This is a genomic window from Streptomyces sp. NPDC093546 (genome assembly GCF_044765045.1).
Taxonomy (GTDB): Bacteria; Actinomycetota; Actinomycetes; order Streptomycetales; family Streptomycetaceae; genus Streptomyces.
The window spans coordinates 280,423-300,522 of record NZ_JBIWJG010000003.1 but is presented as its reverse complement, the minus strand read 5'-3'; the positions used below and the strand labels follow the sequence as shown (position 1 = coordinate 300,522).

General features: G+C 71.4%; 19 protein-coding genes and 1 tRNA gene. 9 read left to right on the top strand and 11 right to left on the bottom strand.

The genetic code is table 11. The features are described 5' to 3' along the window. Positions 1-15 precede the first annotated feature (15 nt). From ACIRNI_RS07840 to ACIRNI_RS07830, 3 genes are read right to left on the bottom strand one after another with little or no spacing between them, the layout of a single operon-like run. Complete coding sequence (locus ACIRNI_RS07840) at positions 16-813, bottom strand: HAD family hydrolase (protein WP_403549294.1); 798 nt, start codon at positions 811-813, stop codon at positions 16-18. After that, positions 810-1,949, bottom strand: coding sequence for an acyl-CoA dehydrogenase family protein (locus ACIRNI_RS07835; RefSeq protein WP_403549292.1), 1,140 nt, complete (start codon positions 1,947-1,949; stop codon positions 810-812). The genes ACIRNI_RS07840 and ACIRNI_RS07835 overlap by 4 nt, the downstream gene beginning before the upstream one ends. Further along, positions 1,943-2,887 carry a ScbA/BarX family gamma-butyrolactone biosynthesis protein gene (locus ACIRNI_RS07830; RefSeq protein ID WP_403549290.1) on the bottom strand — a complete coding sequence of 315 codons (945 nt, stop codon included), beginning with the start codon at positions 2,885-2,887 and terminating at the stop codon, positions 1,943-1,945. The genes ACIRNI_RS07835 and ACIRNI_RS07830 overlap by 7 nt, the downstream gene beginning before the upstream one ends. 259 nt (positions 2,888-3,146) lie before the next feature. Here ACIRNI_RS07830 and ACIRNI_RS07825 point away from each other — a divergent pair, with 259 nt between their 5' ends. Next, complete coding sequence (locus ACIRNI_RS07825; protein ID WP_403549289.1) at positions 3,147-3,794, top strand: ScbR family autoregulator-binding transcription factor; 648 nt, start codon at positions 3,147-3,149, stop codon at positions 3,792-3,794. 119 nt (positions 3,795-3,913) lie between these two features. Here ACIRNI_RS07825 and ACIRNI_RS07820 read toward each other — a convergent pair whose 3' ends face one another. Beyond that, the gene (locus ACIRNI_RS07820; protein WP_403549287.1) at positions 3,914-5,176 is read right to left on the bottom strand and encodes an MFS transporter; all 1,263 of its coding nucleotides are present in this window, start codon (positions 5,174-5,176) and stop codon (positions 3,914-3,916) included. Between the two features lie 111 nt (positions 5,177-5,287). On the opposite strand from ACIRNI_RS07820, the gene ACIRNI_RS07815 reads away from it, so the two are divergent. Both ACIRNI_RS07815 and ACIRNI_RS07810 read left to right on the top strand, forming a co-directional pair. Beyond that, entirely contained in the window at positions 5,288-5,665 is a 378-nt protein-coding gene (locus ACIRNI_RS07815) for an ArsR/SmtB family transcription factor (RefSeq protein WP_403549286.1), read from the top strand. A gap of 150 nt (positions 5,666-5,815) precedes the next feature. Beyond that, positions 5,816-5,888: transfer RNA gene (locus ACIRNI_RS07810), tRNA-Arg, on the top strand. Positions 5,889-6,223: 335 nt separating this feature from the next. Here ACIRNI_RS07810 and ACIRNI_RS07805 read toward each other — a convergent pair. Further along, entirely contained in the window at positions 6,224-7,228 is a 1,005-nt protein-coding gene (locus tag ACIRNI_RS07805) for an alpha/beta fold hydrolase (RefSeq protein WP_403549284.1), read from the bottom strand. 271 nt (positions 7,229-7,499) lie between these two features. Beyond that, positions 7,500-8,522 carry an NADP-dependent oxidoreductase gene (locus tag ACIRNI_RS07800; RefSeq protein WP_403549282.1) on the bottom strand — a complete coding sequence of 341 codons (1,023 nt, stop codon included), beginning with the start codon at positions 8,520-8,522 and terminating at the stop codon, positions 7,500-7,502. Between the two features lie 101 nt (positions 8,523-8,623). On the opposite strand from ACIRNI_RS07800, the gene ACIRNI_RS07795 reads away from it, so the two are divergent. The 3 genes from ACIRNI_RS07795 to ACIRNI_RS07785 all read left to right on the top strand — a co-directional run bounded on the left by ACIRNI_RS07795 (position 8,624) and on the right by ACIRNI_RS07785 (position 10,891). Further along, a complete protein-coding gene (locus ACIRNI_RS07795; RefSeq protein WP_403549280.1) occupies positions 8,624-9,541 on the top strand; it encodes a LysR family transcriptional regulator in 918 nt (305 codons plus the stop codon). 102 nt (positions 9,542-9,643) lie between these two features. Next, entirely contained in the window at positions 9,644-10,426 is a 783-nt protein-coding gene (locus ACIRNI_RS07790; RefSeq protein WP_403549279.1) for a hypothetical protein, read from the top strand. Positions 10,427-10,699: 273 nt separating this feature from the next. After that, complete coding sequence (locus ACIRNI_RS07785; RefSeq protein WP_403549277.1) at positions 10,700-10,891, top strand: hypothetical protein; 192 nt, start codon at positions 10,700-10,702, stop codon at positions 10,889-10,891. Between the two features lie 128 nt (positions 10,892-11,019). Here the strand turns inward: ACIRNI_RS07785 and ACIRNI_RS07780 are convergent, their stop codons facing one another. The 5 genes from ACIRNI_RS07780 to ACIRNI_RS07760 form a co-directional block, all read right to left on the bottom strand. Next, positions 11,020-11,352, bottom strand: a complete 333-nt coding sequence (locus ACIRNI_RS07780; protein ID WP_403549276.1) for a DUF6882 domain-containing protein — start codon at positions 11,350-11,352, stop codon at positions 11,020-11,022. An 11-nt stretch (positions 11,353-11,363) separates the two neighbouring features. Further along, positions 11,364-12,458, bottom strand: a complete 1,095-nt coding sequence (locus ACIRNI_RS07775; protein WP_403549274.1) for a GDSL-type esterase/lipase family protein — start codon at positions 12,456-12,458, stop codon at positions 11,364-11,366. A gap of 74 nt (positions 12,459-12,532) precedes the next feature. Next, positions 12,533-13,192, bottom strand: coding sequence for an adhesin (locus ACIRNI_RS07770; protein WP_403549272.1), 660 nt, complete (start codon positions 13,190-13,192; stop codon positions 12,533-12,535). A gap of 73 nt (positions 13,193-13,265) precedes the next feature. Then, positions 13,266-15,122, bottom strand: a complete 1,857-nt coding sequence (locus tag ACIRNI_RS07765; RefSeq protein WP_403549270.1) for an MFS transporter — start codon at positions 15,120-15,122, stop codon at positions 13,266-13,268. Between the two features lie 155 nt (positions 15,123-15,277). After that, positions 15,278-17,422, bottom strand: coding sequence for a D-alanyl-D-alanine carboxypeptidase family protein (locus tag ACIRNI_RS07760; protein ID WP_403549268.1), 2,145 nt, complete (start codon positions 17,420-17,422; stop codon positions 15,278-15,280). Between the two features lie 178 nt (positions 17,423-17,600). Between ACIRNI_RS07760 and ACIRNI_RS07755 the strand changes: the two genes are divergently transcribed. The 3 genes from ACIRNI_RS07755 to ACIRNI_RS07745 all read left to right on the top strand — a co-directional run bounded on the left by ACIRNI_RS07755 (position 17,601) and on the right by ACIRNI_RS07745 (position 19,826). Beyond that, positions 17,601-18,350, top strand: coding sequence for a GPP34 family phosphoprotein (locus tag ACIRNI_RS07755; protein WP_403549266.1), 750 nt, complete (start codon positions 17,601-17,603; stop codon positions 18,348-18,350). 231 nt (positions 18,351-18,581) lie between these two features. Next, positions 18,582-19,439: a helix-turn-helix domain-containing protein gene (locus ACIRNI_RS07750; protein WP_403549264.1), complete on the top strand. Its 858-nt coding sequence runs from the start codon at positions 18,582-18,584 to the stop codon at positions 19,437-19,439. Positions 19,440-19,625: 186 nt separating this feature from the next. Beyond that, a complete protein-coding gene (locus ACIRNI_RS07745) occupies positions 19,626-19,826 on the top strand; it encodes a DUF397 domain-containing protein (protein ID WP_355367641.1) in 201 nt (66 codons plus the stop codon). Positions 19,827-20,100 lie beyond the last annotated feature (274 nt).

The following is a 20,100-nucleotide window of genomic DNA, read 5'->3' as shown; positions in this document are numbered from 1 at the left end:
TTGCACCCTCCCTGGTCAAAGAGAGCACATACATACCATCGAGGCGGAATGCTCTCGCAGCGTTCCGGTCGCCCGGACATCGCCCGCCGACACCGCCCGCGCCGCCCTCAGCGGGCCACGGCGGGCGGGGACCACCGCCCAGCCGAAGCGCTCCGCCTCCTCGTTCAGCGGGGGTGAATCCCCCACCACGACCGGCTTCCCCACCGCGCGGAGCAGGGCGAGATCGCTCTCGTGGTCGCCGTACGCGAAGCAGTCGGCCGGATCCGCACCCCGCTCCCGCATGATGCGGACCGCGGCCTCGGCCTTGGCCTCGCCGATCATCGGGCGGCGCACCTCCCCGGTCAGCATCCCGTCGGCCCCCACCACCAGCTCGGTGCAGACGACCTGGGACACCCCGAGCTCCTCGGCCAGCGGGTCCAGGAGCGGGCGCATCGAGCCCGAGACCAGGACGACCTCGCGGCCCGCGGCCCGGTGCGCGGCGACGGCGTCGACGGCGGGCAGCACGAAGGCCGCGCCGCCGCGGCGGTAGCCGTCGTACCAGAGCCGACCGGACGCCTCCAGGACGGCCGGCGGCACACCCGCGTAGCGCCGGTAGTACGCGCGGTTCAGCGCCTCGCGGTCGCGGGTCGGCGCGGCATCGGCCGGGGGCGCGTCGGCCGGGGGCTCCGGCGCGTCGGCGGTGACCGGGGCCGGGGCCGGCCGGGAGGCCACCCAGTACTCCCAGAACGCGATCATGCTCTTCTCGGCGATCACGGTCTCGTCGACGTCGAAGAAGGCGAGCGAGGGACGCCCGCTCCCGGCCACCGCAGTCATCGGGCACCCCCGCTCGCCAGGACCGCGTCCGCGTACGCGTCGGCCGCCCCGTCGAGGCCCAACGCCCCGTGCGCCGTCGCCGTCGTGACATCCCGCCACGCCCGCTGCGTCCGGCTCCCCGCGGACTGCCCGCGCATGCCCGACGCGTGGAACAGCTCGTCGACCGCCTGACGGCACAGCGCGGCGGCGGTCGCCGCGTCCCGGCGGCTCTCGGCCACCGCGAGCTGCGTGATCTCCCCTCGGTCCGCGCGGTCGGCGGCGGCCTCCAGGAGCAGCCGCGCCGCGTGGATCCGCGCGGACGCCCCGGCCAGCAGCAGGTTCTGGCCGGGCGCACGCGACGCCTCCTGTACGCACTCGGCCGTCCAGGCCCGCAGCGCCGCCCGGGCCGCCCCGAGGACCGGGGCCGCGAAGATCAGTGCGGCGACCATCGGATAGGGGACGCGGTGGCAGCGGGCCGCATCGGGCAGCGGGCGCAGCAACGCGTCCAGCGTGAACGAGCGGTGGGCGGGCACGCCGACCCCGTCGCCCACGACGCTGTTGCTGCCAGTGCCACGCAGACCGACGGAGTTCCAGGTGTCCCGGACGGAGAGGTCAGCCCGCGGCACCGCGAAGATCCGGTGCTCCCGCGCACCGTCCGGACCCGGTGTCCAGGAGGCCAGCAGCACCCACTCGGCGTGGTCGACGCCGCTGGCGGTACGCCATTCCCCGTCGAGCCGCCAGCCGCCGGCCACCGCCGTGGCACGGCCCTGCGGCGGCACGATCGAGGCGGCGATGCGCACGTCGGCGCCGTGTGCCCAGAGGTCGTACTGGCCCTGTTCGGGCAGGTAGGCGGCGAGCCGGCCGTGCGCCGCGTACAGGGCGGCGCACCATCCGGTGGCGGCGCAGGCCTCCGCGACCGCCGAGGCATCGGCGAGCAGCTGGGCGAAACTCCCTGCCGTGCCGCCCCACTTCGCCGGTACGAAGTGGCGCGGGAACCCGGCCTCGACGACGGCGGCGGCAACCTCCGGGTCGAGCCTGCGCCGCTCGTCGGCACCTCGCGCGTCCCGCGCCGCGACCTCGAGCAGGCTGCGCGCGTCCTGCCGTAGGTCCTGCTGTGCGTCGTTCCGTGCGTCGTTCCGTACCCGGGTGGTCAGCACGCCTCCCCCAGCCGGGCCCATACGGAATCCGCTCTGCCGTGGCGAACCGTGGCGTGAGCGAGTTCGCGGTCGCCCTGGCGGGCGCGGAGCGTGAAGACGGTGGCGGCCGGATCGGCGGCCCGCTCGGCCGGTTCCGCGGTGAGCGACACCGGCACGCCCAGTTCCCCGAACGCGCTGAACGTCACGGCGAGCCGCGTCACGCCGCTCGCGCCGGGCCGGTTGTCCGCCGCGGCGACCCGGCCGGCCTGCCGGAACGCCTCCACGAGCATCATGCCCGGCACGTGGTCGGACTCGTGGTCGAAGAGCACGGGGTGGTCCTGGTCGAGCCGCAGCCACCAGCGGCCCGCCCGCTGCGGGTCGGCGGCGATGAGGACGTCGCGTTCGGCGAGCTGCCCGACGCGGGCCGGCGGCAGCGCGACGTACGGCGGCTGGTCGTACGTCGGAGCCTCGTCCGGCGCCTGCCCGCCGCGGCGCCGCAGCAGGGCATAGCGGCGGGGCTCCATCGGCTCCCAGGCCACCCGCACCCGCCCGACGGAGCGGTGCCGCACCAGGACCTCGGCCTCGAGTTCCAGGCGCAGGCGCCGGGCGCCCTCGGCGGGAGCGCGGCAGACGACGTCGAGCCCGACGGCGAGCGGCTCCGCGCCGACCGGCGGGAGGGCTTCGAACAGGTCGACGGAGATCTCACTCAGCACGAACGGCATCCCGTACGCGACGCCGAGGAAGCGGTGGGACACGTGGATGGCGGTCTGCCGTGCGGTCTCCGCCAGCAGGACCGGGTCGGACGCGGGGCCGCCGTGGTGAGCGAGGTAGTGGTCCCGGTTCCATAAGGCCGCGACGACGAAGCGGTCGTCGCCGAGCCGCTGCGCGTCCGTCAGCAGCACTTCCCCCTCGGCCGCCTTGTGGACGGACTCACGCGGAACGCACCGGTCGAAGTTCATTCTCGGCCAGTGGCGCTCCGGCCCGGGCAGGCCGGCTCGTATCCCAACTTCAGGCATGGCGTGCACGCGCAGATTCCTCCCCTTGTCGCCGTGGCAGCCACGCGCCGGTATCGTCCCGACACAGCAAGTGGCGACGGCGAAAATATACCTTCGGGAAGGTATATTGGGGGATCGTTTTTCGCCACCTCGTGCGACCGGACACGGACCGGGCACGACCGCACGCGACAGCAGCCGACCGACGACAGAGGACCGCCCACTCATGCCAGAGCCGCAGGCCACCGCGTTCACCCCGCAGAAGACTTCTGCCAGAAGGGGTTCCGAGCCCAAACAGGAGCGCTCGGCCAGGACTCGCCAGCGGGTCCTGAGGGGGGCCGCGGAGCTCTTCACCGAGCGGGGCTTCCGCCACACGTCGGTCAAGGACGTGGCCGACCGGGTCGAGATGACCAAGGGCGCCGTGTACTTCCACTACCCGACCAAGGAAGCGCTGGCGGTGGCGATCGTCGAAGAGCACTACGCTCATTGGCCGAAAATGCTCGATGAGATCACCAGGGAGGGCCTCGGTCCCCTGGATACGGCCGTGCGCATGCTGGAGCGCGCGGCCACCGCGTTCCAGGAGGACGTCGTCGTGCAGGCGGGCGCCCGGCTGCAGTTGGAGCGCCCGCAGATCGACGCCGAGCTCCCCACTCCGTACGTCGACTGGATCGCCCTCCTGGAGTCCCTGCTGACCTCCGCCCAGGAGGCGGGCGAGCTGCGTCCCGGCGTCGTCCCGGCCAAGGCCGCGCGCTCCCTGGTCTCCGCGTTCTTCGGCTCCCAGCACGTCTCCGACGTCCTCAGCGGGCGCGCCGACGTGGTGACGCGCTGGCAGGATCTGAGCGAGCTGCTCTTCCGCGCGATCCGCGCCGACTGAGCGCGCGGGAAGGACGGTCGGCGCCCGGCACACGCCGGGGAGCGGTGCACCACCGCCGTCCGGTGGTGCACCGCTCCCGCGAAGCGTGCCGTCGTACGCGGCCCTTCAGGCCGGATCCGTCAGGCCGGGTCCGTCACCTCGCGCCGGGTGGCGAGGACGACCAGGCCGCCGATCACGGCGAGGCCCATGAGGACGGCGCCGAAGATCGTGGCCCCGCTGGTCAGGCCGACGGCGTCGCTGAGGTAGCCGGCGGAGACGGGCAGGGCGCCGGCCGGGATGTAACCGCCCACGTTGAGCGCGGCGTTGGCCTCGGCGAGGCGCTGCGGCGGGATGCTGGAGTTGAGCAGCGACAGACCGCCGAGCTGGCCCATGCCCTGGCCGGCGCCGGCCAGCAGCGCGGAGACGATGAGGACCGCGACCGCCGAGGTGTGCACGGCGATGATCAGCGTGATCATGCTCAGCGTGGTGCTCACCGCACCGGCCGTGAGGATGGTGCGGCGGCGCAGCCGCTGGACGGCGAACTGCACCCCGGTGGCGGCGAGGAACATCACGAACGCCATGGCTCCGGCGACGATCCGGTTGGTGGTGCCGAGCAGTCCGGACAGCAGCGAGGGGCCCAGGGAGAGCACGAACGACGTGGCGGTGATGCCGGGCGCGAACACCGCGATGCCGAGGGCGAGCTGACGGCCGTGACCGCGCGGGACCCCGGGCACCCGCACCCAGGCGCCCTTGGCGCGCACCTCGGGACGGCGTACCGGCATGCGCAGCACGCAGAGGACCGCGGTGACCAGCAGGACGGCTTCGACGACGAAGACGGTGACGGTCGGCGCGGGCGCCACCTCGGAGAGCACACCGGCGAGCAGCGGGCCGAGTCCGGCGCCGAAGACCATGGCGCAGGAGGCCAGCAGGGCGGCGATCCGCTTGCGCTCGGGTCCGGCGACATCGGTCACGGCGGCCATGCCGGCCGAGACGACGGCGCCGACCGCGATCCCGGTGAACAGCCGCGCCACGATGAGCGCGACCACGCCGGCGGCGGTCGCGAAGATCAGGCAGGCGGCGAGGGCGAGCGCCAGGGCCGGCAGCAGTACGGGCTTGCGGCCGAGCCGGTCGGAGACCACGCCGGAGACCAGCAGTGAGCCGATGAGCCCGACGATGTAGAAGGCGAACACGACGGTCAGGGTGCCCTTGGAGAAGCCCATGTCGCGCTGCCACAGCACGTACAGCGGCGTCGCCGCGTTCGACAGCACGAAGACGGCGGTGACCGGCCACGCCGCCAGCCACACCCACCACAACGGCGCGACGGCCCGCCCACCGGCCTCCGCGGCGCCTGTGCGCCCCCTCCCCTCGACGGCCTGCACGGACGCGGTCCGGGTCTCGGACATGACTGTTCCTCCCGATCTTGCCTGCCACTCCCCAGCAGTACGAGTTCAATCGAACTTAGCATGCAGTACGATCGAACTCGTACATAGGAATCGCGTTATGAGGAGTGGCCTATGCCCGCGACGACGGCCCCCGCGCCCGCCATCAAGGTCTTCCCCGAGCCGTCCGACCTGCCCGAACCCCTGCCGGAGCCGGCGGTCGACGACCTGCGTCTGGAGACCGTCCTCGGCGCGCTGAGCGACCCCCTGCGACTGACCATCGTCCGCAAACTCCTCCTGGAGTCCGAGGACTTCGACCACCCCTGCGGCTGGTTCGGCCTCGACCGCCCCAAGTCGTCGCTCACGCACCACTTCAAGGCACTGCGCGAGGCGGGGATCACGCGCCAGCGCCAGTACGGCCTCGAACGCCGCAGCCACGTCCGCATCGACGACCTGAACGCCCGCTTCCCCGGCCTCCTCGCCCTGGTGGCCGCCTGGACCTCCCAGCCATGACGCACCCCCCTGACCCCCCGGTCCCCGACCCCACCGCCCCTGCCTGATCCGCTACGCTGTCAGGGGCCGTCCCTCAGTGGCGGTCACACCCTTGCCGCAGCGAGGCGGAATGCTCACCCAGAGTGTTCGGCCACGCTCCACGCAAGCCCCGCCTCCGTAGCTCAGGGGATAGAGCACCGCTCTCCTAAAGCGGGTGTCGCAGGTTCGAATCCTGCCGGGGGCACAGGAAGAAGGGCCGGCTCAGGAGGGTTTCCTCCCAGGCTGGCCCTTCGTCCTGTTGTACGCGACCACGGCACAGCGATCGTTCTGGGCGCTTTCCTGCTGGTCGTCGCCTCCGTGCTCCTGGTGGCCGTCGCCGTCACCCTGGCCCGGCTGATGCGGCGACGACAGCCCTCGCCGGCGGGCTGCCGGCAAGTGGCGCGCCGGCCTCCGGCGCCGCGCTCACCTGGGCCCTCGGCCGGCTTCCGGAGCAGCAACACCGTCCGCCGGCCGTTCCCGCCACCGGCGCTGGGGATGACCCACCGCAACGCCCCCGGCCCATCGAAGATGCCACTGTGATCACGAGTCCGCGAAGAAGGTCTGGAGGTGGCGGCTGACCGGATCGGGGCAGTCCAGTTGGGGGGCGTGGCCGCAGCCGTCCAGGATCTGAAGTTGCTCGTTGGGGAGCAGTTCGGCGAAGCGGTGGGCGCGGTCGACGGGCTGGACGGTGTCCTGCCTGCCCCACATCACCAGGGTCGGGGTCGTGGTGGTGGGGAGGGCGCGTTCGGTCTGTGCCCAGTCGAGGCGGCGTTCCAGCAGGTAGGTGGCGCGGATGTTGTCGTGGAAGGTCATCGGTGCCCACCACTCGTCCAGCAGCTGGTCGGTGACGCGTGACTTGTTGACCATCATGCCCTCGGCCAGGCGGCGGACGGTGGACTTGCCGGTGGACAGCTTGACGGCCAGCTCGCCGACGACGGGGATCTTCAGGGCTTCCCACATCCAGGTGCCCGGCAGGTCCAAGCCGGTGGCGTCCAGCAGCGCCAGTTTGGTGACGCGGCCGGGGTGGCGCTGGGCGAACGCGAGCGCCCAGCCGCCGCTCCAGGAGTTGCCCGCCATGGCGGCCTGCCGGACGCCCACAGTGTCCATGAACGTGCCAATGGCGGAGACCATGGCGTCCAAGTCGTACTCGAAGCCGGAGTCCTTGACCTGGGTGTAGCCCTGGCCGGGGAGGTCGACGACGTACACGGTGTGGTCGCGAGCCAGGGCGTCGAGCTGGTCCTTCCAGCCGATGACCGAGGTGCCGCCGGGCGAGAGGAGGATCACCGGTGAGCCCGTTCCGGCCTTGACGTAGTGGAAGCGGGCGACCGGGGTGTCGGCGTAGCGGGAGCCGACCTGGGCGAGGTAGGGCGAGCGGAAGGCCCGGCCGTCCTCGCCCGGCTGCCAGACGTACGCGCCGACCAGCATCGCGGTCACCAGCAGTGTCGTCGCGGCCGCCATCCAGCGGAACCAGCGGAGCCTGCGCCGCCGGCGCTTGCGCACCGGTTCGGCGGCCTCGGTCTGCGATGTGTCGTCGAGGGAAATCATGGTGATCCTCCTGCTGGGAAGCGTGCCGACTTTTGGACGGGACAGCCCCAGGGCGGCGTGACAGTCCCGGCAGGTGATCTGGCCCACACGCCCCGCCCACGAGGAAGGGGGCGTCGGCCCGGCCGCCGCCACGTCCGCTACGTCAGTGCGGCGGCGAGGCCCGCCGCCGGGTCATGGCTCCGAGGCGATCGGCGCCGGCCCGGCCACGGTCGCTGGTCATGGGCTGGTCGAGGGTCCGGGAGACGGCCGCTCCGCGATGCCGGGTCGGGTGTCAGCTCACGGGCGGGGCTTCCGTGCGGTCCCGCACGATGATCTTGCCGGTGTTCTCGCCGCGCAGCATTCCCAGGAACGCGTCCACGATGTGCTCGAAACCGTCGACCACCGTCTCGTCCAGAGCGAGCCGTCCGCTCTGCAGATGCGGCACCGCGAACTCGTACAGTTCCTCCTGCACCTCGCGGTAGTTGCTGACCAGGAAGCCCTCCATGCGGATGCTCTTCTCCACGATGTCCGCGTAGTCGAAGCGCGGTTGCGACACGCCGGGGGTGTTGTACTGGCTGATCGTGCCGACACGGACGATGCGCCCGAACTCGCGCAGCGCTCCCACTGCCGCGGCCAGCTGCTCGCCGCCGACGTTGTCGACGAACACGTCGATGCCGCCTGGCGCGGCCTTGCCGAGCAAGTCGGCGGCGGGCCCGTCGTGGTAGTTGAAGACGGCGTCATAGCCCACCTCCCGCGTGAGGTGGTCCGCCTTCGCTGCCGAGCCCGCGCTGCCCACGAGCCGTCCGGCGCCGAGCAGCCGGGCGAACCGCCCGGTCGCCGTGCCGACCCCGCCCGCCGCTGCCGACACGAACAGATCCTCACCCTCCTGGAGCCGGGCGATCCGGGTGAGGCCCACATAGGCGGTCAGGCCGGTGCCGCCGAGGGTGCTCAAGTACGCGGTCAGGGGCACCCTCTCGAAGCGGGGCAGCCGTCGGACCTCCTCGGGCGCGACCACCGCATGGGTGCGCCAGCCCTGCCGGTGGAACACGATCTCGCCCTCGACCAGATGGGGCGTGCGCGAGGCGATGACCCGCCCGATGGCGCGGCCTTCCAGCGGTGCGTCGAGCGCGAAGCCGCCGGGCACGTCGTCCATCAGCTCGCGGTGATACGGGTCGACGGACCAGTAGAGGTTTTCCACGAGCGCGCTGCCGACTGCGGGCTCGGGAAGCGGGGACTCGGCGAAGGAGAAGTGCTCGGCGGTGGGAAAGCCGTGGGGACGGGCGATCTGGTGCACGGTGAGCGCGGTCGTGTTCATGAACCGGACCGTAAGGCGGGAATGCGCCACCTGGGCAGCCGGTTGGGCTCATGCGACCGACCGTTCCATGAGCAGTTCTCATATCTCGAGGTGAGCGCCCCGTGGCCCGCAGTACCGACGCCGATCTCGCCCCGCACGAACTGCGCGTCCTGGTTGCGGTCGCGGACACCGGCGGGTTCTCGGCCGCGGCCGGGACGCTCGGTCTGACGCAGTCCGCGGTCTCCCACTCGGTGCGCGGCAGCGAGCGCAAGATCGGTGCCGTGCTCTTCGACCGCGGCCGCACCGGCGCCCGTCCCACCCCCGCCGGAGACAAGGCCGTGGCGTACGCCCGCCGCATCCTGCGCCTGCTGGACGTCCTGAACGCCGAGGCGCGCGGTGCGGCCCGGTTCGACGCGACGGAGGGGCCGCTGCGGATCGCGGCCTTCCGCAGCGCGGCTCTCCACCTGCTGCCGCCCGTCCTCCAGCGGCTACGCGCCAGGCATCCCGGGATCGAGCCGCGGGTGCGGATCGTACGCGAGGTGGGGCGCGGCACCGCGGGCGAAGTGGCCGACGGGAAGGCCGACATCGCCATCGCCACACTCGGCGGCTCCGTGCCGCCTCCACCAGGTCTGGTCGCGACCCGGCTCCTTGAAGAGCCGTATGCCCTGGTGCACCCGCCGGGTCACGCCGCCCCGCGCTCGCTGCCGCTGGTCGACTGGGCGGAAAACTGCGGCACGTACACCCGCGACTGGTGGGCGGCACAGGACTGGATCCCGAAGGCGACCGTCGAGGCCGAGGACGACGGAGCGGTGCTCTCCTTGGTGAGCGGCGGTCATGGAATGGCGATCATGCCGGCGCTCTCCTTGGTCGGAGCGGCGAACTCGGTCGCGATCACCGATCTCGGCCTCGATCGACCGACACGCCAGGTCGGCTATGTCACCACCTCCGAACTGGCCGGATCCGCCGTCGTGCGCGCCTTGGTGAGGGAACTGCGGGCGGCGGTCCCGCAATGCGTGGGCCTCCTCACCAGCAAGGGTTGATCAGGCAGTAGGTCACGGGCAGGGAGCCTCTCCCTCTCTCCTGGGAAGTCGTCTCATTTGGTTGACTCGGCCCAAGTCCAACAGCAGGGAGCGTTTCTTCCGATGACCACACAGTCCACCCGCCGCCCTGAGCGCAGCGGTCCCGAGACGGCTTCGGCCATGGACGTCTCGCCGTTCAAGCCTTCTCTCGTCAAAACGGTGTTCAGAGACGTGACCCCGATGCACGTCTCTCGGTCGGGTGCGTGGGCCGCCGCCTCGGTGACGCGGACAGTGCTGACGGAAATCATCGACGGCGCGAAAAGAGCGGCGGCGGAGGAGGCCCGCAAGAAGCTGATTCCCGCGGACCTCCTCTCGGCGCTCGACCGGAACATCGAGCTCGTGGTGGGGGACAAGTGGTACGAACACAGCCCGACGTTTCATGGCTTGAACGGTGTCGTGTACGACGCCGAGGGCGTCATCGTGCCGCCTCGTAAGCGCAGCAGGTCGCGTAAACCGAGTGCTGTGGTCGGTGCCCACAGGTTCGAGGCCGGGGTCAAGAAGCTGCTGCGGAGCCAGGGGGCGACGGCCGTCCCAGCGATGGTCCGCGACCTGGACGGAATCGCGAGCGCGTTCCTGACGGACCTCGCCCGGGACGCGGCCATGGTCGTCCGCGAGGGCGGGGTCAAACGCTTCGGCACGGTCACCCTGGTGATGCCGGGCGACCCGGCCCCACCCCCGTTCCCCAAGGATTCCTTCCGGGCCCTGCCCACGCGCAGGGGGGACAAGCGGACCATCGGCAGGGACGACATTCTGGCCGCCACCACGATTCAATTGTTCGGCGGCGACCTCAGGCAGCGAGCCCTCACCGAAGCACGCGAGGCGACACGAAACACTTCGGCCGGCTGAGTCGGTGCACTGAACTATGAGACGTCTGGCCAAGGCGGCCCGACTGGTGGCCGGTGCGCTCGATCGGGTCGCCGACATCATCGTCGCCCGCAAGATCGCCGCCGTGGGTGAGCTGGCCGACCTGTGCGCTACGTATCGGACAGTTGGAAGGAATGGCGATAATTCTGGAGCTGCTGCCGGGGGTGGGAGTTGCCACGCTCAGGCTCGGCATGTCGGCCGACGAAGCGGTCGGGGCCGTGCGGGAGCTGGGCTTCGCCCCGTCCGATCCGAACTTTGGAGCGACTTGAGGAACGGGGTCACACGGTCGAGCAGAACGACGACGGCGTGGACACCCTTCCGGACCTCAAGGTGATCCTGTCGAACGAAAGCAGCTTCGAGTACCCGATGGACGAGGAGGGGGACCCGATCTACTTCGACTACGCCCTCGTCACGTCGGTGGACTTCCGGGGCCCGCGCGGGGACTGACTCCGGCAGCCGTCGACCGCGTCTGTCTTGCTCGGTCATGAGCGGCGGGCTGAAAAGGTGAAGGGCCGACCCGGGAGGAGAACTCCTGCGTCGGCCCTTCGCCCGGGCCCGGTCGCACCCGGCGCTCGTCAGCGCCGTTCCCCCGCAGTGGGCGCCACGTCGTGGAGCAGGAAGTGGAGTTGTACGTCGTCCATGGACTCCGCCCACAACCCCTCGGCGTCGAGCACGGAGGCCGCGACCATCCGGGCCTCGGCGACGAGTTCCGGGCGGTAGTCGAAGCCCGGCCACGGCAGGACGGGGTAGTCGTTCTCCTCGCCGAACCGCCGGACCCGCTCGATGTCGCCCAGGACCGCGTGCGGGAGGGACTCGTTCGCCCAGGACCACAGCCAGGACTGCTGGGCGAGGCTGGCGCTGCCGATCATCGTGAGGCGGCCGGTCCGGGCTCCTGGCCGCCCGCGCACGGGCAGCCGTCTTACGCGCCGGCCGGCCTCGCCGTACAGCTCACCGTCGCCGACGGCGCACCCCCGTCCGCCGGGCCCGTGGCCAGCAAGCCGAACGTCGTGCTCGCGCCCGGCGCCAGGGAAGCGTTCCAGGAGGCGGGGGCGAAGGTGGTGGTGCCGTCAGGGGCCGTGGCCATGGTGGCGTTCCAGAGCTGGTTGACGCGGGCGCCGCCGTTCAGGACCAGGGTGACGGCCCAGCTCGGAATCGGCGCGGTGGAGGTGTTCTTCACCGTCACCTCGCCCTGGAAGCCGCCCTGCCAGGTGGACGCGACGCGGAACGCGGCCGTGCACGCGCCGTCGCCCGGCCCCGGGTCACCGGGGTCGCCCGGGTCCCCAGGGCTGAGGTAGGGGACCAGCGCCGGGTACCAGCGTGCCGCGAGCTTGGTGTCGCCGGAGGTGTTCGGGTGGACGCCGTCGTACGTGTCCGTCGCCGTGTCGAAGCCCGCCCACTGGTCGACGACCGTGACCGGGGAACGCTCGGTCGTCATCGTGGCGGCCCAGGCCGGGATGCGCTGGTTGAGGTCGACGATCCGCTGGGCGCAGGCGGTGCACGTGCTCGGGTTCATCGGGATGAGCTGGGCGACGAGGATCTTCATGTCGGGGTTCTGGGCCCGCATCTGGCGCACCAGGGTGGTGTAGGCGGCGAGGATGCGGTCCGGGGCGATGGCGCTCCAGACGTCGTTGGTGCCGAAGTGCATGACGACGACGTCCGGGGAGGTGGCGGCCAGCCAGCCCGGGAGGAGGTTCTGGTCGGCCACGTTGGTGGCCAGGTAGCCGCCGTGGCCCTCGTTGTCGCCGTCGTACGGCTGGCCGCAGCCCTGCGGGCCGAGCGTGCCGACGAAGTCGACGTTCCGGTGGCCGGCGCTCTGGAGTTGGTTCCACAGCATCGCCCGCCAGCAGCCCGGGGAGCCGGTGATGGAGTCACCGAGAGGCATGGCCCGTACCGGGGCCGCGGCGCCGGAGGCGGCAGCCGCCGTCGGCGGTGCGAAACCCAAGAGCCCGAACAGAAGAGTGAGCAGAAGCGGTAAGGCCGGGAGGCGGCGCCGGGCGGCACCTGTTGCTTTCATGGCGGAAACCTTTCACCAGGCAGTGGGAGCGCTCCCACCATGAAGCTCTCCCGGCAGCAGTCCGTCAAGACCCCCTACCAGCACGTCACCCGCAGCTGCGCCGCCGCATGGTGCGCCCCCACCAGCGAGCCGTCCCCCCAGTCCCGCCCCCGGTCCGTCAGCAGGACCGTGAAGGTCGACGACCGGACCTCGTACGTGCCGACCTCGACCAGCGTGCCCCGGTGGCGCGGCTGGCGGACGCCGAAGGCGGCATACGCCGACGAGGGGTCGCCCTCCGGGTCCGCGAGGACGCGGTAGAGCGTCGGATTGCCCGCGACATCGATGTCACGCGGGCCCTCGGGGACGTACACCGCCAGGGCGCAGCGTTCGCGCGAGGTGCCGACCGGCCAGGTCCAGGTGACGGTGGAGGGGCCGTCGCGGTCGGGGCTGCCCGACATGGGGAGGGCGGTGAAGCGGCCGTCGCAGGAGTCATCGCGGTGGCCGCCGGACGGGACCGTGTACCAGGCCGCGTCGCCGTTCTCGAAGCGGCCGTGCTCGCGGTAGACGGTGTCGGTGGTGCATCCCGGGCCGGCCCAGGCCGTGTACGTCGGCACGCCGGTCGGGGCGATGCGGGACGGCAGGCTCCGTTCCGGCAGGGCCACCCCCGGCGCCTCGGCGGTCGGGTCGCAGGATGCGAGGCAGCAGGCCGCCGCCGCGACGACGACCCCCGTCCGTATGGTGCGTTCGCTTGCCATAGCGGATCACTATGAAGCGTCACCCACGGTAACGGGAGAGGTGAGGAGGGAGGGACAGCGCAGTTCTGGCGGGTCAGCGCAGTTCTTCCGGGCAGGGTGTGCCGCGTGGGAAGAGTTTGTACGGGGCCGCCAGCCGGTAGACGCCCGGCTTCGGCGCGAGCAGCTCCGTCCACTCGTCGCCCTCGGCGTCCTCATCCGCCTTCAGCAGGCAGCCGTCGGTGTTCTCGTACGACTTCACCCCGTCGTCCCGCTGCTTGGACGCCTCCGTCTCCTGCGGCGGCTCGATCTTCTTCCCCTCCTCGTCGAGGAGCGCGAGCCAGGGCGAGTACGGCACGCGGATCAGCACCCGGCCCTCGGCCGTCACCCGGATCTTCACCTCGCCGGCGCCCGCCCGCTCCACCGTCGCCGGCGGGTCGGCGAGGGGTGTCGGGTCGTCCACCGCGAACAGCCGCCAGTTGTCGTCCGCCCACACCGGCTTCAGGTACGGCAGGCCGTCCCGCACCAGTTTCGCCTCCTGCTCGGCGCCGGTGTCCGGTTCGCCCTTGGGCAGCACCACGTAGTGCACGGCCCAGCGGTGCAGCCAGTCCCGGTAGGTGACGGCGTTGAGCGTGTCGTCGTAGAAGACCGGGTTGCGCTCCATGTCGGCCTGGCGGTTCCAGCCGCGCGCGAGGTTGATGTACGGCGTGAGGGCGGACGCCTCCCGGTGGCTGCGCGCCGGTACGACCTCCACGCGCGCCTTCTCCGCGCCCCGCACCTGCAACTGGTTGATCAGCGGCGCCGCCTCCCGCGCCCACGCCGCGTCCGGAGCCGTACGAACCACGTCGTCCACGCTCTTGAAGCCGATCCAGCCGTTGAGGGCGACGAACGCCAGGACGACCGCGTACCACCGGCGCGTCCGCGGTCGCGTGTACGGCAGGGCCGCCAGCAGCACCACGCCCGCGAACAGCATCGGCAGTCGCGAGACGTTCGACCCGATCTGCGAGTCGACGAGCCAGGTGAGGAGGGTGCCCAGCGCGTACACCGCCGCGCCCGTGCGGACCGTACGCCAGTCGCGCGGTACGAGGAGGAAGACCAGCACCCCGAAGAGGAACGGCAGCGTCGTCGATCCGAGCGACATCGGCTGCGTACCGGAGAAGGGGAACAGCCAGGAGGAGAGCGCGACGACCGCGACCGGCGCGAGGCCGAGCGCGTACGCCCCCGGGCGCCGCTTGTTGAGGAACAGCGCCGCGGCCGCGACCCCGAGGAAGAGGCCGGCCACCGGGCTCGCGGCGGTGGCGAGACCGGCGAGCGGCGCCGCGACGGCCGCCTTCGCCCAGCGTTTGCGCCGCCAGCGGTACGGCCAGCAGAAGACCGCCGCGACCGCGCCGAGCGCGAACATCATGCCGAGGCCGAAGGTCACGCGCCCCGACAGTGCGTTGCACAGCAGCGCGAAGACCGCGGCGAGCGCGCACGCCGTCGGATTGCGCACCGCCCGCACCCGCACGAGGATCAGCGCCGTGAGCGCGGCGGACGCGGTGCCGGCCGCCATCATCGTCGTGCGCACGCCGAGCACCGACATCAGGTACGGCGAGACCACGCTGTACGAGACCGGGTGCATCCCTCCGTACCAGGCGAGGTTGTACGCCGAGTCGGGGTGGCGTCCGACGAACTCGGCCCAGGCGTCCTGGGCCGCCAGGTCGCCGCCGCTGTTCGCGAAGAGCAGGAACCAGACGATGTGGGTGAGCGCGGCGAGGGCCGTCGCGAGGGCGACGGGGTGACGGCGGAGGCGAAGGCCGCGGAGCCGGCGAAGACGCCCGGACCTCGCGCCGGGAGCGTCGCTCTCGGGTGCCGTGCCCCGCGGGCCGCCGGGTGCGTCGCTCTCGGGTGCCGTGCCCCGCGGGCCGGTGGGTGCGTCGCCCGCCTCCGCGCGCGTCGGCTCAGTGGTGGTCACCGCGGCTCTCTCCGTCTGCACTCCGGGCCCGGCCCGGGCATCGCCCACACGATACCGAGGCATACGTCCTCGGACGGCGCCCGGCCCCGTCACGCGTGAGGCGTACGGGGCCGGGCTCGTACATCAACAGCTTCCCGAAGCGCCTCGGCAGCGCCTCAGCCGAGCCGGGTCAGCTTGTCGCCGAAGCCCGGCTCCACCAGGTCCCGCTGGAGCGCCACCGGGACGGCGACCTTGCCCGTGCCCTCGCCGACGGAGAGCTCACCGACCACGGTGCCCTCCTTCGCCGAGTGCGGGAGGCGGGCATCGCCGACCTCCAGCTTCAGGTCCACCTTCAGGCCCGGCCAGCCGACCGGCTTCAGGTCCTTGGTGGCGACGACCGGCGTACGGCCGCCGAGGCCGTCGTCGACGTGTCCGACCACAGCGCCCTTCTTGACGATGGTGGCGGAGGTGATGCCGTCCTGCGCGGTCTGGATCAGCTTGAGGCTGAGCTTGATCGACTCCTGAAGCTTCGCGTCCGGGGTGGAGCCCTGCTGCACGCCCATCACGGCGCCCACGATGCGGCGCAGCTTGCCGTCGACCTCCGCGTTGGCCGCCCAGAGCAGGTTGCCGCCCGCCGGGGTGGAGGACCCGGTCTTGATGCCGCTCACGCCCGGCTCCAGCAGGATGTTGTTGTTGTTCTCCATCCGGCCGACCGATCCGGGGATGGTGGCGTTGGGCGAGTTCACGATCTCCCGGAACACGTCGTTCTGCATCGCCGCCTTCCCCAGCTTGATCTGGTCGATCGCCGTGGAGACGGTGGTGCGGTCCAGGCCACTGGGGTCCGTGTAGTGGGTGTTCGTCATGCCGAGTTCCTTGGCGGCGTCGTTCATCTTCTTGACGAACTCTTCCTGCGAGGAGTCCCAGCGGGCGAGCTGACGGGCGATGTTGTTCGCGGACGGGATCATGAGCATCTGAAGCATCTGCTTCTGGGTGTACTCGTCGCCCTCCTTGACGTGCACCCGCGACTCGTCCTCGTTGCGGCTCTCCCGCGCCGCGATCGCGTCCACCTTGATCTTCGGGCCCGTCTGCTGGCCCGTGATCGGGTGTTCCTTGAGGATCACGTACGCGGTCATCGTCTTCGCCACGCTCGCGATGGGCCCGGGCTTGTCCGCGCCGTACGTGCCGATCATGCCGACGCCCTCGACCTCGACGGCACCCTGCCCTTCGCCGGGCCACGGCATCTGGAGCACGCCGCCCTCGAAGGTGTACGTGGGCGAGGCGGCGAGCGTGAGGGCGGGGGCGGGCAGCGGGCGTACGAGCTGCACGACCGCAAAGACGATCGCCAGGAGGGCGACGAGCGGCGTCCAGATCTTCACGCGCCGGACGAGCGTGCGGACCGGGGTCGGCGGCGGGGGCGGCGTGTTCGTCAGCTCCGCGAGCAGGTCCAGCGGCGGGCGGGGCGGGAGGGGCTGCTGCTTGGTCCGCTCGGCCTCGCTGAGGGACGCGGGAGCGGCGGCCGGCGCCGCGGATTCCGGCCGGTCCTGCGTGGCCGGCTTGGCCGGCTGGTCCGACTCGGACTTCGCGGGCTCGGCCTGCTTGGCCGGCTCCTTGGTGTCGGGCTTCAGCGGTACGAACTTGCTGGTCCGCTCGGCCGCCGACTCGGGAGCGGCGGCGGGCGCGGGGCCGGACTTCGGCGTGACCGCCTTCAGCGCGGTGGTCGGCTGGTCCACGGCCTTGCGCGGGATCGCCTTGAAGACGGCGGTGGGCTGGTCGACGGGCGCGGGTTCGGACGCCTCGGCCGCCGGCTCATCGCCGCTCGGCGTCCCCTTCTTCTTCTCCGGGGAGTTCTTCTCCGGGGACTTCTCGCCCTCGACCGGAGCGGGGACCGGAACGCTCTTCTTCGCAGGTGCAGCGTCGGGAACGGCAGCGGCCGCGGGCTCCGCGCCCTTGTCGTCCTTGTCGGACTCGTCCTCTGCTTCGTCTGCTTCGTCTGCTTCGTCCGCGTTGGACTCGTCGGACTCGTCAGCGGCGTCCTCGGTCTCCGCCTCCGCGTCCGCGTCCCGCGACACCCAGGCCTCCACCGCGGCCTTCAGTCGGGCATCCCCGGAAGCCGATTCCTCCGCAGCCTCCTCCGAGGCGTCGTCCGAGGCGTCGTCCGAAGGCGGAACCGATTCCTTCCGCGGGAGCGTCTTGAAGACCGCTGTCGGCTGGTCGACGACCGCCCCGTCACCGCGCATCCGCGCCCTCGGGTCGCGTGCGCCCGACGCCGTCTCCCCCGACGGCTTCCGCTGCTCCGACTTGTCGGGGGACTCGCCCGCCACCGTGCCTCCTTCAAAAACGCTGTGTCCGAACCATGTACCAGTGTCCTGTGTGAGCGCTTGGCCCCCGTGCAAGACGAGAACGACATACCTACTGGTTCCCGTACGAAGCACCCAGGCACTCTCGACAGACCAATGTGAGAGGGGTCACCCTGTCATTCATCCACGCGGGGAGGCATGGATGGGCAGGAGCCGCAGAACACTTCCGGAGGAGCTTCTGCTGCTCGCTCTGGACCCGGCCACGGGTACCACAGCGCAGCCGCAGTCGCTCGACCTCGGTCTCGCCGGAGCTCAGCTAGTGGAGCTGGCTCTGGCGGGACGGATAGCCCCAGACGGGGATCGTATCGCCGTGGTGATGCCACGGCCGACCGGAGATCCGACCCTGGACTCCGCGCTCGAGTTGCTGCGCAGGCGCGGCAGCCCGGTGCGCGCCGTCCACTGGATCGGCGGGCCCCGACTGGGGCTCCGCCAGACGTATCTCTCGCATCTGGAGCGGTGCGGCATGGTGCATGCCGTCGAGGGCCAGATGTGCGGGGTGCTGCCGACGACGCGCTATCAGGCGACGGAGACGGCGATCAGCCGGGAGATCAGGGCCCGGCTGGACAGTGCGATCCGCACCGGTGTGCCGCCGGACCCGCGGACCGCGGCGCTCGCCGCGCTGGCCCATGCGGTCGGGCTCGGCAAGCACCTGTACCCGGGCAACGAAGGGCGCTCGTCCCGTTCCCGGTTGCGGGATCTGATCAGGCACGACCCCATGGGCGGACTCGTGGCGCACGCCGTGATGGACGTCCAGAACGGCGCGGGCGCACAGCCCCGCCGTAGCGGTAACACCGCCGCGGGCGGCTCCACCCGGCAGGCGCCGGGCGGTGGCGTCCCGTTGCAGTCACAGCCGCGCGCCGCCGGGTCCATGGCCCGCGTCGTGAGCGCGTAACGCAGGAAGCGCAAGGCAACGCCCGACAACGCACGCGCGGAAGCACTCGAAGCCCGTTCGGGAGCCGCACAAAAGCGCGCGGGACAGTCCCTGGTGGCCGTCCCGCGCGCTCGTGCTCGCCGTACGTCTGGTCATTTTCCAGCGAGACCGGCGCTTTGGTGGCAGTCTGCTGAGACGTAGATACGCAGAGCTACGCCAAGTCACAGCTAGGCAGCCGGAGGTGCAGTTTCCGTGGCGTCCAACGTCAACCCCACCGTCAGGCGACGCAGATTGGGCCAGGAGCTGCGGCGACTGCGTGAGCTCAAGGGCATGACGGCGGAGGAGGTGGCGGAACGGCTGCTGGTCTCGCAGTCGAAGATCAGCCGCCTCGAGAACGGCCGCCGTTCCATCAGCCAGCGCGACGTCCGCGACCTGTGCGGGGTGTACGAAGTCGAGGACCACCGCATCGTGGACTCGCTGATGCAAATGGCCAAGGACTCGCGCCAGCAGGGCTGGTGGCACGCCTTCGGCGACATCCCGTACAGCGTGTACATCGGCCTGGAGACCGACGCCGCCTCCCTGCGTGTGTACGAGCCGCAGGTCGTGCCGGGCCTGCTCCAGACGCGGCGGTACGCGGAGGCGCTGATCACCGGCGCGCTGCCGGAGAGTTCGCCGGCCGACATCGAGAAGCGCGTCAACGTCCGCGCGCGCCGCCAGGACCGCATCAAGGAAGCCGACCAGCCCCTGCGCCTGTGGGCGGTGATCGACGAGGCGGCGCTGCGCCGCGTCGTCGGCGACAAGCAGCTGATGATCGAGCAGCTGGAGCACCTCGTCGAGCAGTCGCAGCAGCCCCACGTCACCGTGCAGGTGCTGCCGTTCGACATGGGCGCGCACCCGGGGATCAGCGGGCACTACGCGATCCTGGAGTTCCCGGACGCCTCGGACTCGTCCGTCGTCTACATCGAGGGCGTCACCAGTGACCTCTACCTGGAGAAGCCGAACGACGTGCAGCGGTACAGCGTGATGTACGAGCACCTGCGCGCCCAGGCCCTGAACGCCGACCAGACACGGCAGTTCATCACCGACGTGATGAAGGACTACGCACGCTGATGTACAGGGGCCCCTACAAGAAGGCCGGCAAGGTACACCCCTGCCGGCCTTCAGGGGAAGCCTCCATGGAATATGCCATCCAGTCGAGTGAATGACGGGCCCGCGCTCCGGGGCCGGCGAGTAGCGTCGATCACGCCAGCACGACCGACTCGCGACCCATCGCGGTCAGAAACCGGAGCGAAGAAGATGGCCATTATTCAGGGCGCCACGGACACCTGGACGAAGTCCTCGTACTCGGGCGGGAACGGCGCGTGCGTCGAGGTGAAGTCCCCGGTGGTTCAGGAGATCGCGGTGCGGGACTCGAAGGTCCCGGCCGGTCCGTCGATCACCTTCGTACCGGAGTCGTGGAACGCGTTCGTGCGTGAAGTGAGCACGGGCGCGCTCTGAGCAGCGGCCCACCTCGCCGCTACCGCACCACCCCGCGTCACCGCATCACCGAAAGAGCCCTCTCGACTGGCCCGCCGTCCCGGCCGAGGGGGCTCGGTCATGTCTCCGGAACATCGGACCACCGGGGCACCGGGGCACCGGGGCACGGGAACAACCGCAAGGGACCCGCATCCCCTGCCGACGAAGCGCCCCCACATCGTGGGACCGCCCTCGCGCACACGCCAACAGCCCACCGGGTCAAGAGCGAGTAAAATCGTCCGCCTTGCTGACTCGC

Coding starts and splice junctions, on each gene's coding strand:
- ACIRNI_RS07805 (WP_403549284.1), bottom strand. CDS start 7,228: ATGATTTCCCTCGACGACACATCGCAGACCGAGGCCGCCGAACCGGTG.
- ACIRNI_RS07820 (WP_403549287.1), bottom strand. CDS start 5,176: ATGTCCGAGACCCGGACCGCGTCCGTGCAGGCCGTCGAGGGGAGGGGG.
- ACIRNI_RS07840 (WP_403549294.1), bottom strand. CDS start 813: ATGACTGCGGTGGCCGGGAGCGGGCGTCCCTCGCTCGCCTTCTTCGAC.
- ACIRNI_RS07770 (WP_403549272.1), bottom strand. CDS start 13,192: ATGGCAAGCGAACGCACCATACGGACGGGGGTCGTCGTCGCGGCGGCG.
- ACIRNI_RS07775 (WP_403549274.1), bottom strand. CDS start 12,458: ATGAAAGCAACAGGTGCCGCCCGGCGCCGCCTCCCGGCCTTACCGCTT.
- ACIRNI_RS07815 (WP_403549286.1), top strand. CDS start 5,288: ATGCCCGCGACGACGGCCCCCGCGCCCGCCATCAAGGTCTTCCCCGAG.
- ACIRNI_RS07800 (WP_403549282.1), bottom strand. CDS start 8,522: ATGAACACGACCGCGCTCACCGTGCACCAGATCGCCCGTCCCCACGGC.
- ACIRNI_RS07825 (WP_403549289.1), top strand. CDS start 3,147: ATGCCAGAGCCGCAGGCCACCGCGTTCACCCCGCAGAAGACTTCTGCC.
- ACIRNI_RS07790 (WP_403549279.1), top strand. CDS start 9,644: ATGACCACACAGTCCACCCGCCGCCCTGAGCGCAGCGGTCCCGAGACG.
- ACIRNI_RS07745 (WP_355367641.1), top strand. CDS start 19,626: ATGGCCATTATTCAGGGCGCCACGGACACCTGGACGAAGTCCTCGTAC.
- ACIRNI_RS07755 (WP_403549266.1), top strand. CDS start 17,601: ATGGGCAGGAGCCGCAGAACACTTCCGGAGGAGCTTCTGCTGCTCGCT.
- ACIRNI_RS07830 (WP_403549290.1), bottom strand. CDS start 2,887: ATGAACTTCGACCGGTGCGTTCCGCGTGAGTCCGTCCACAAGGCGGCC.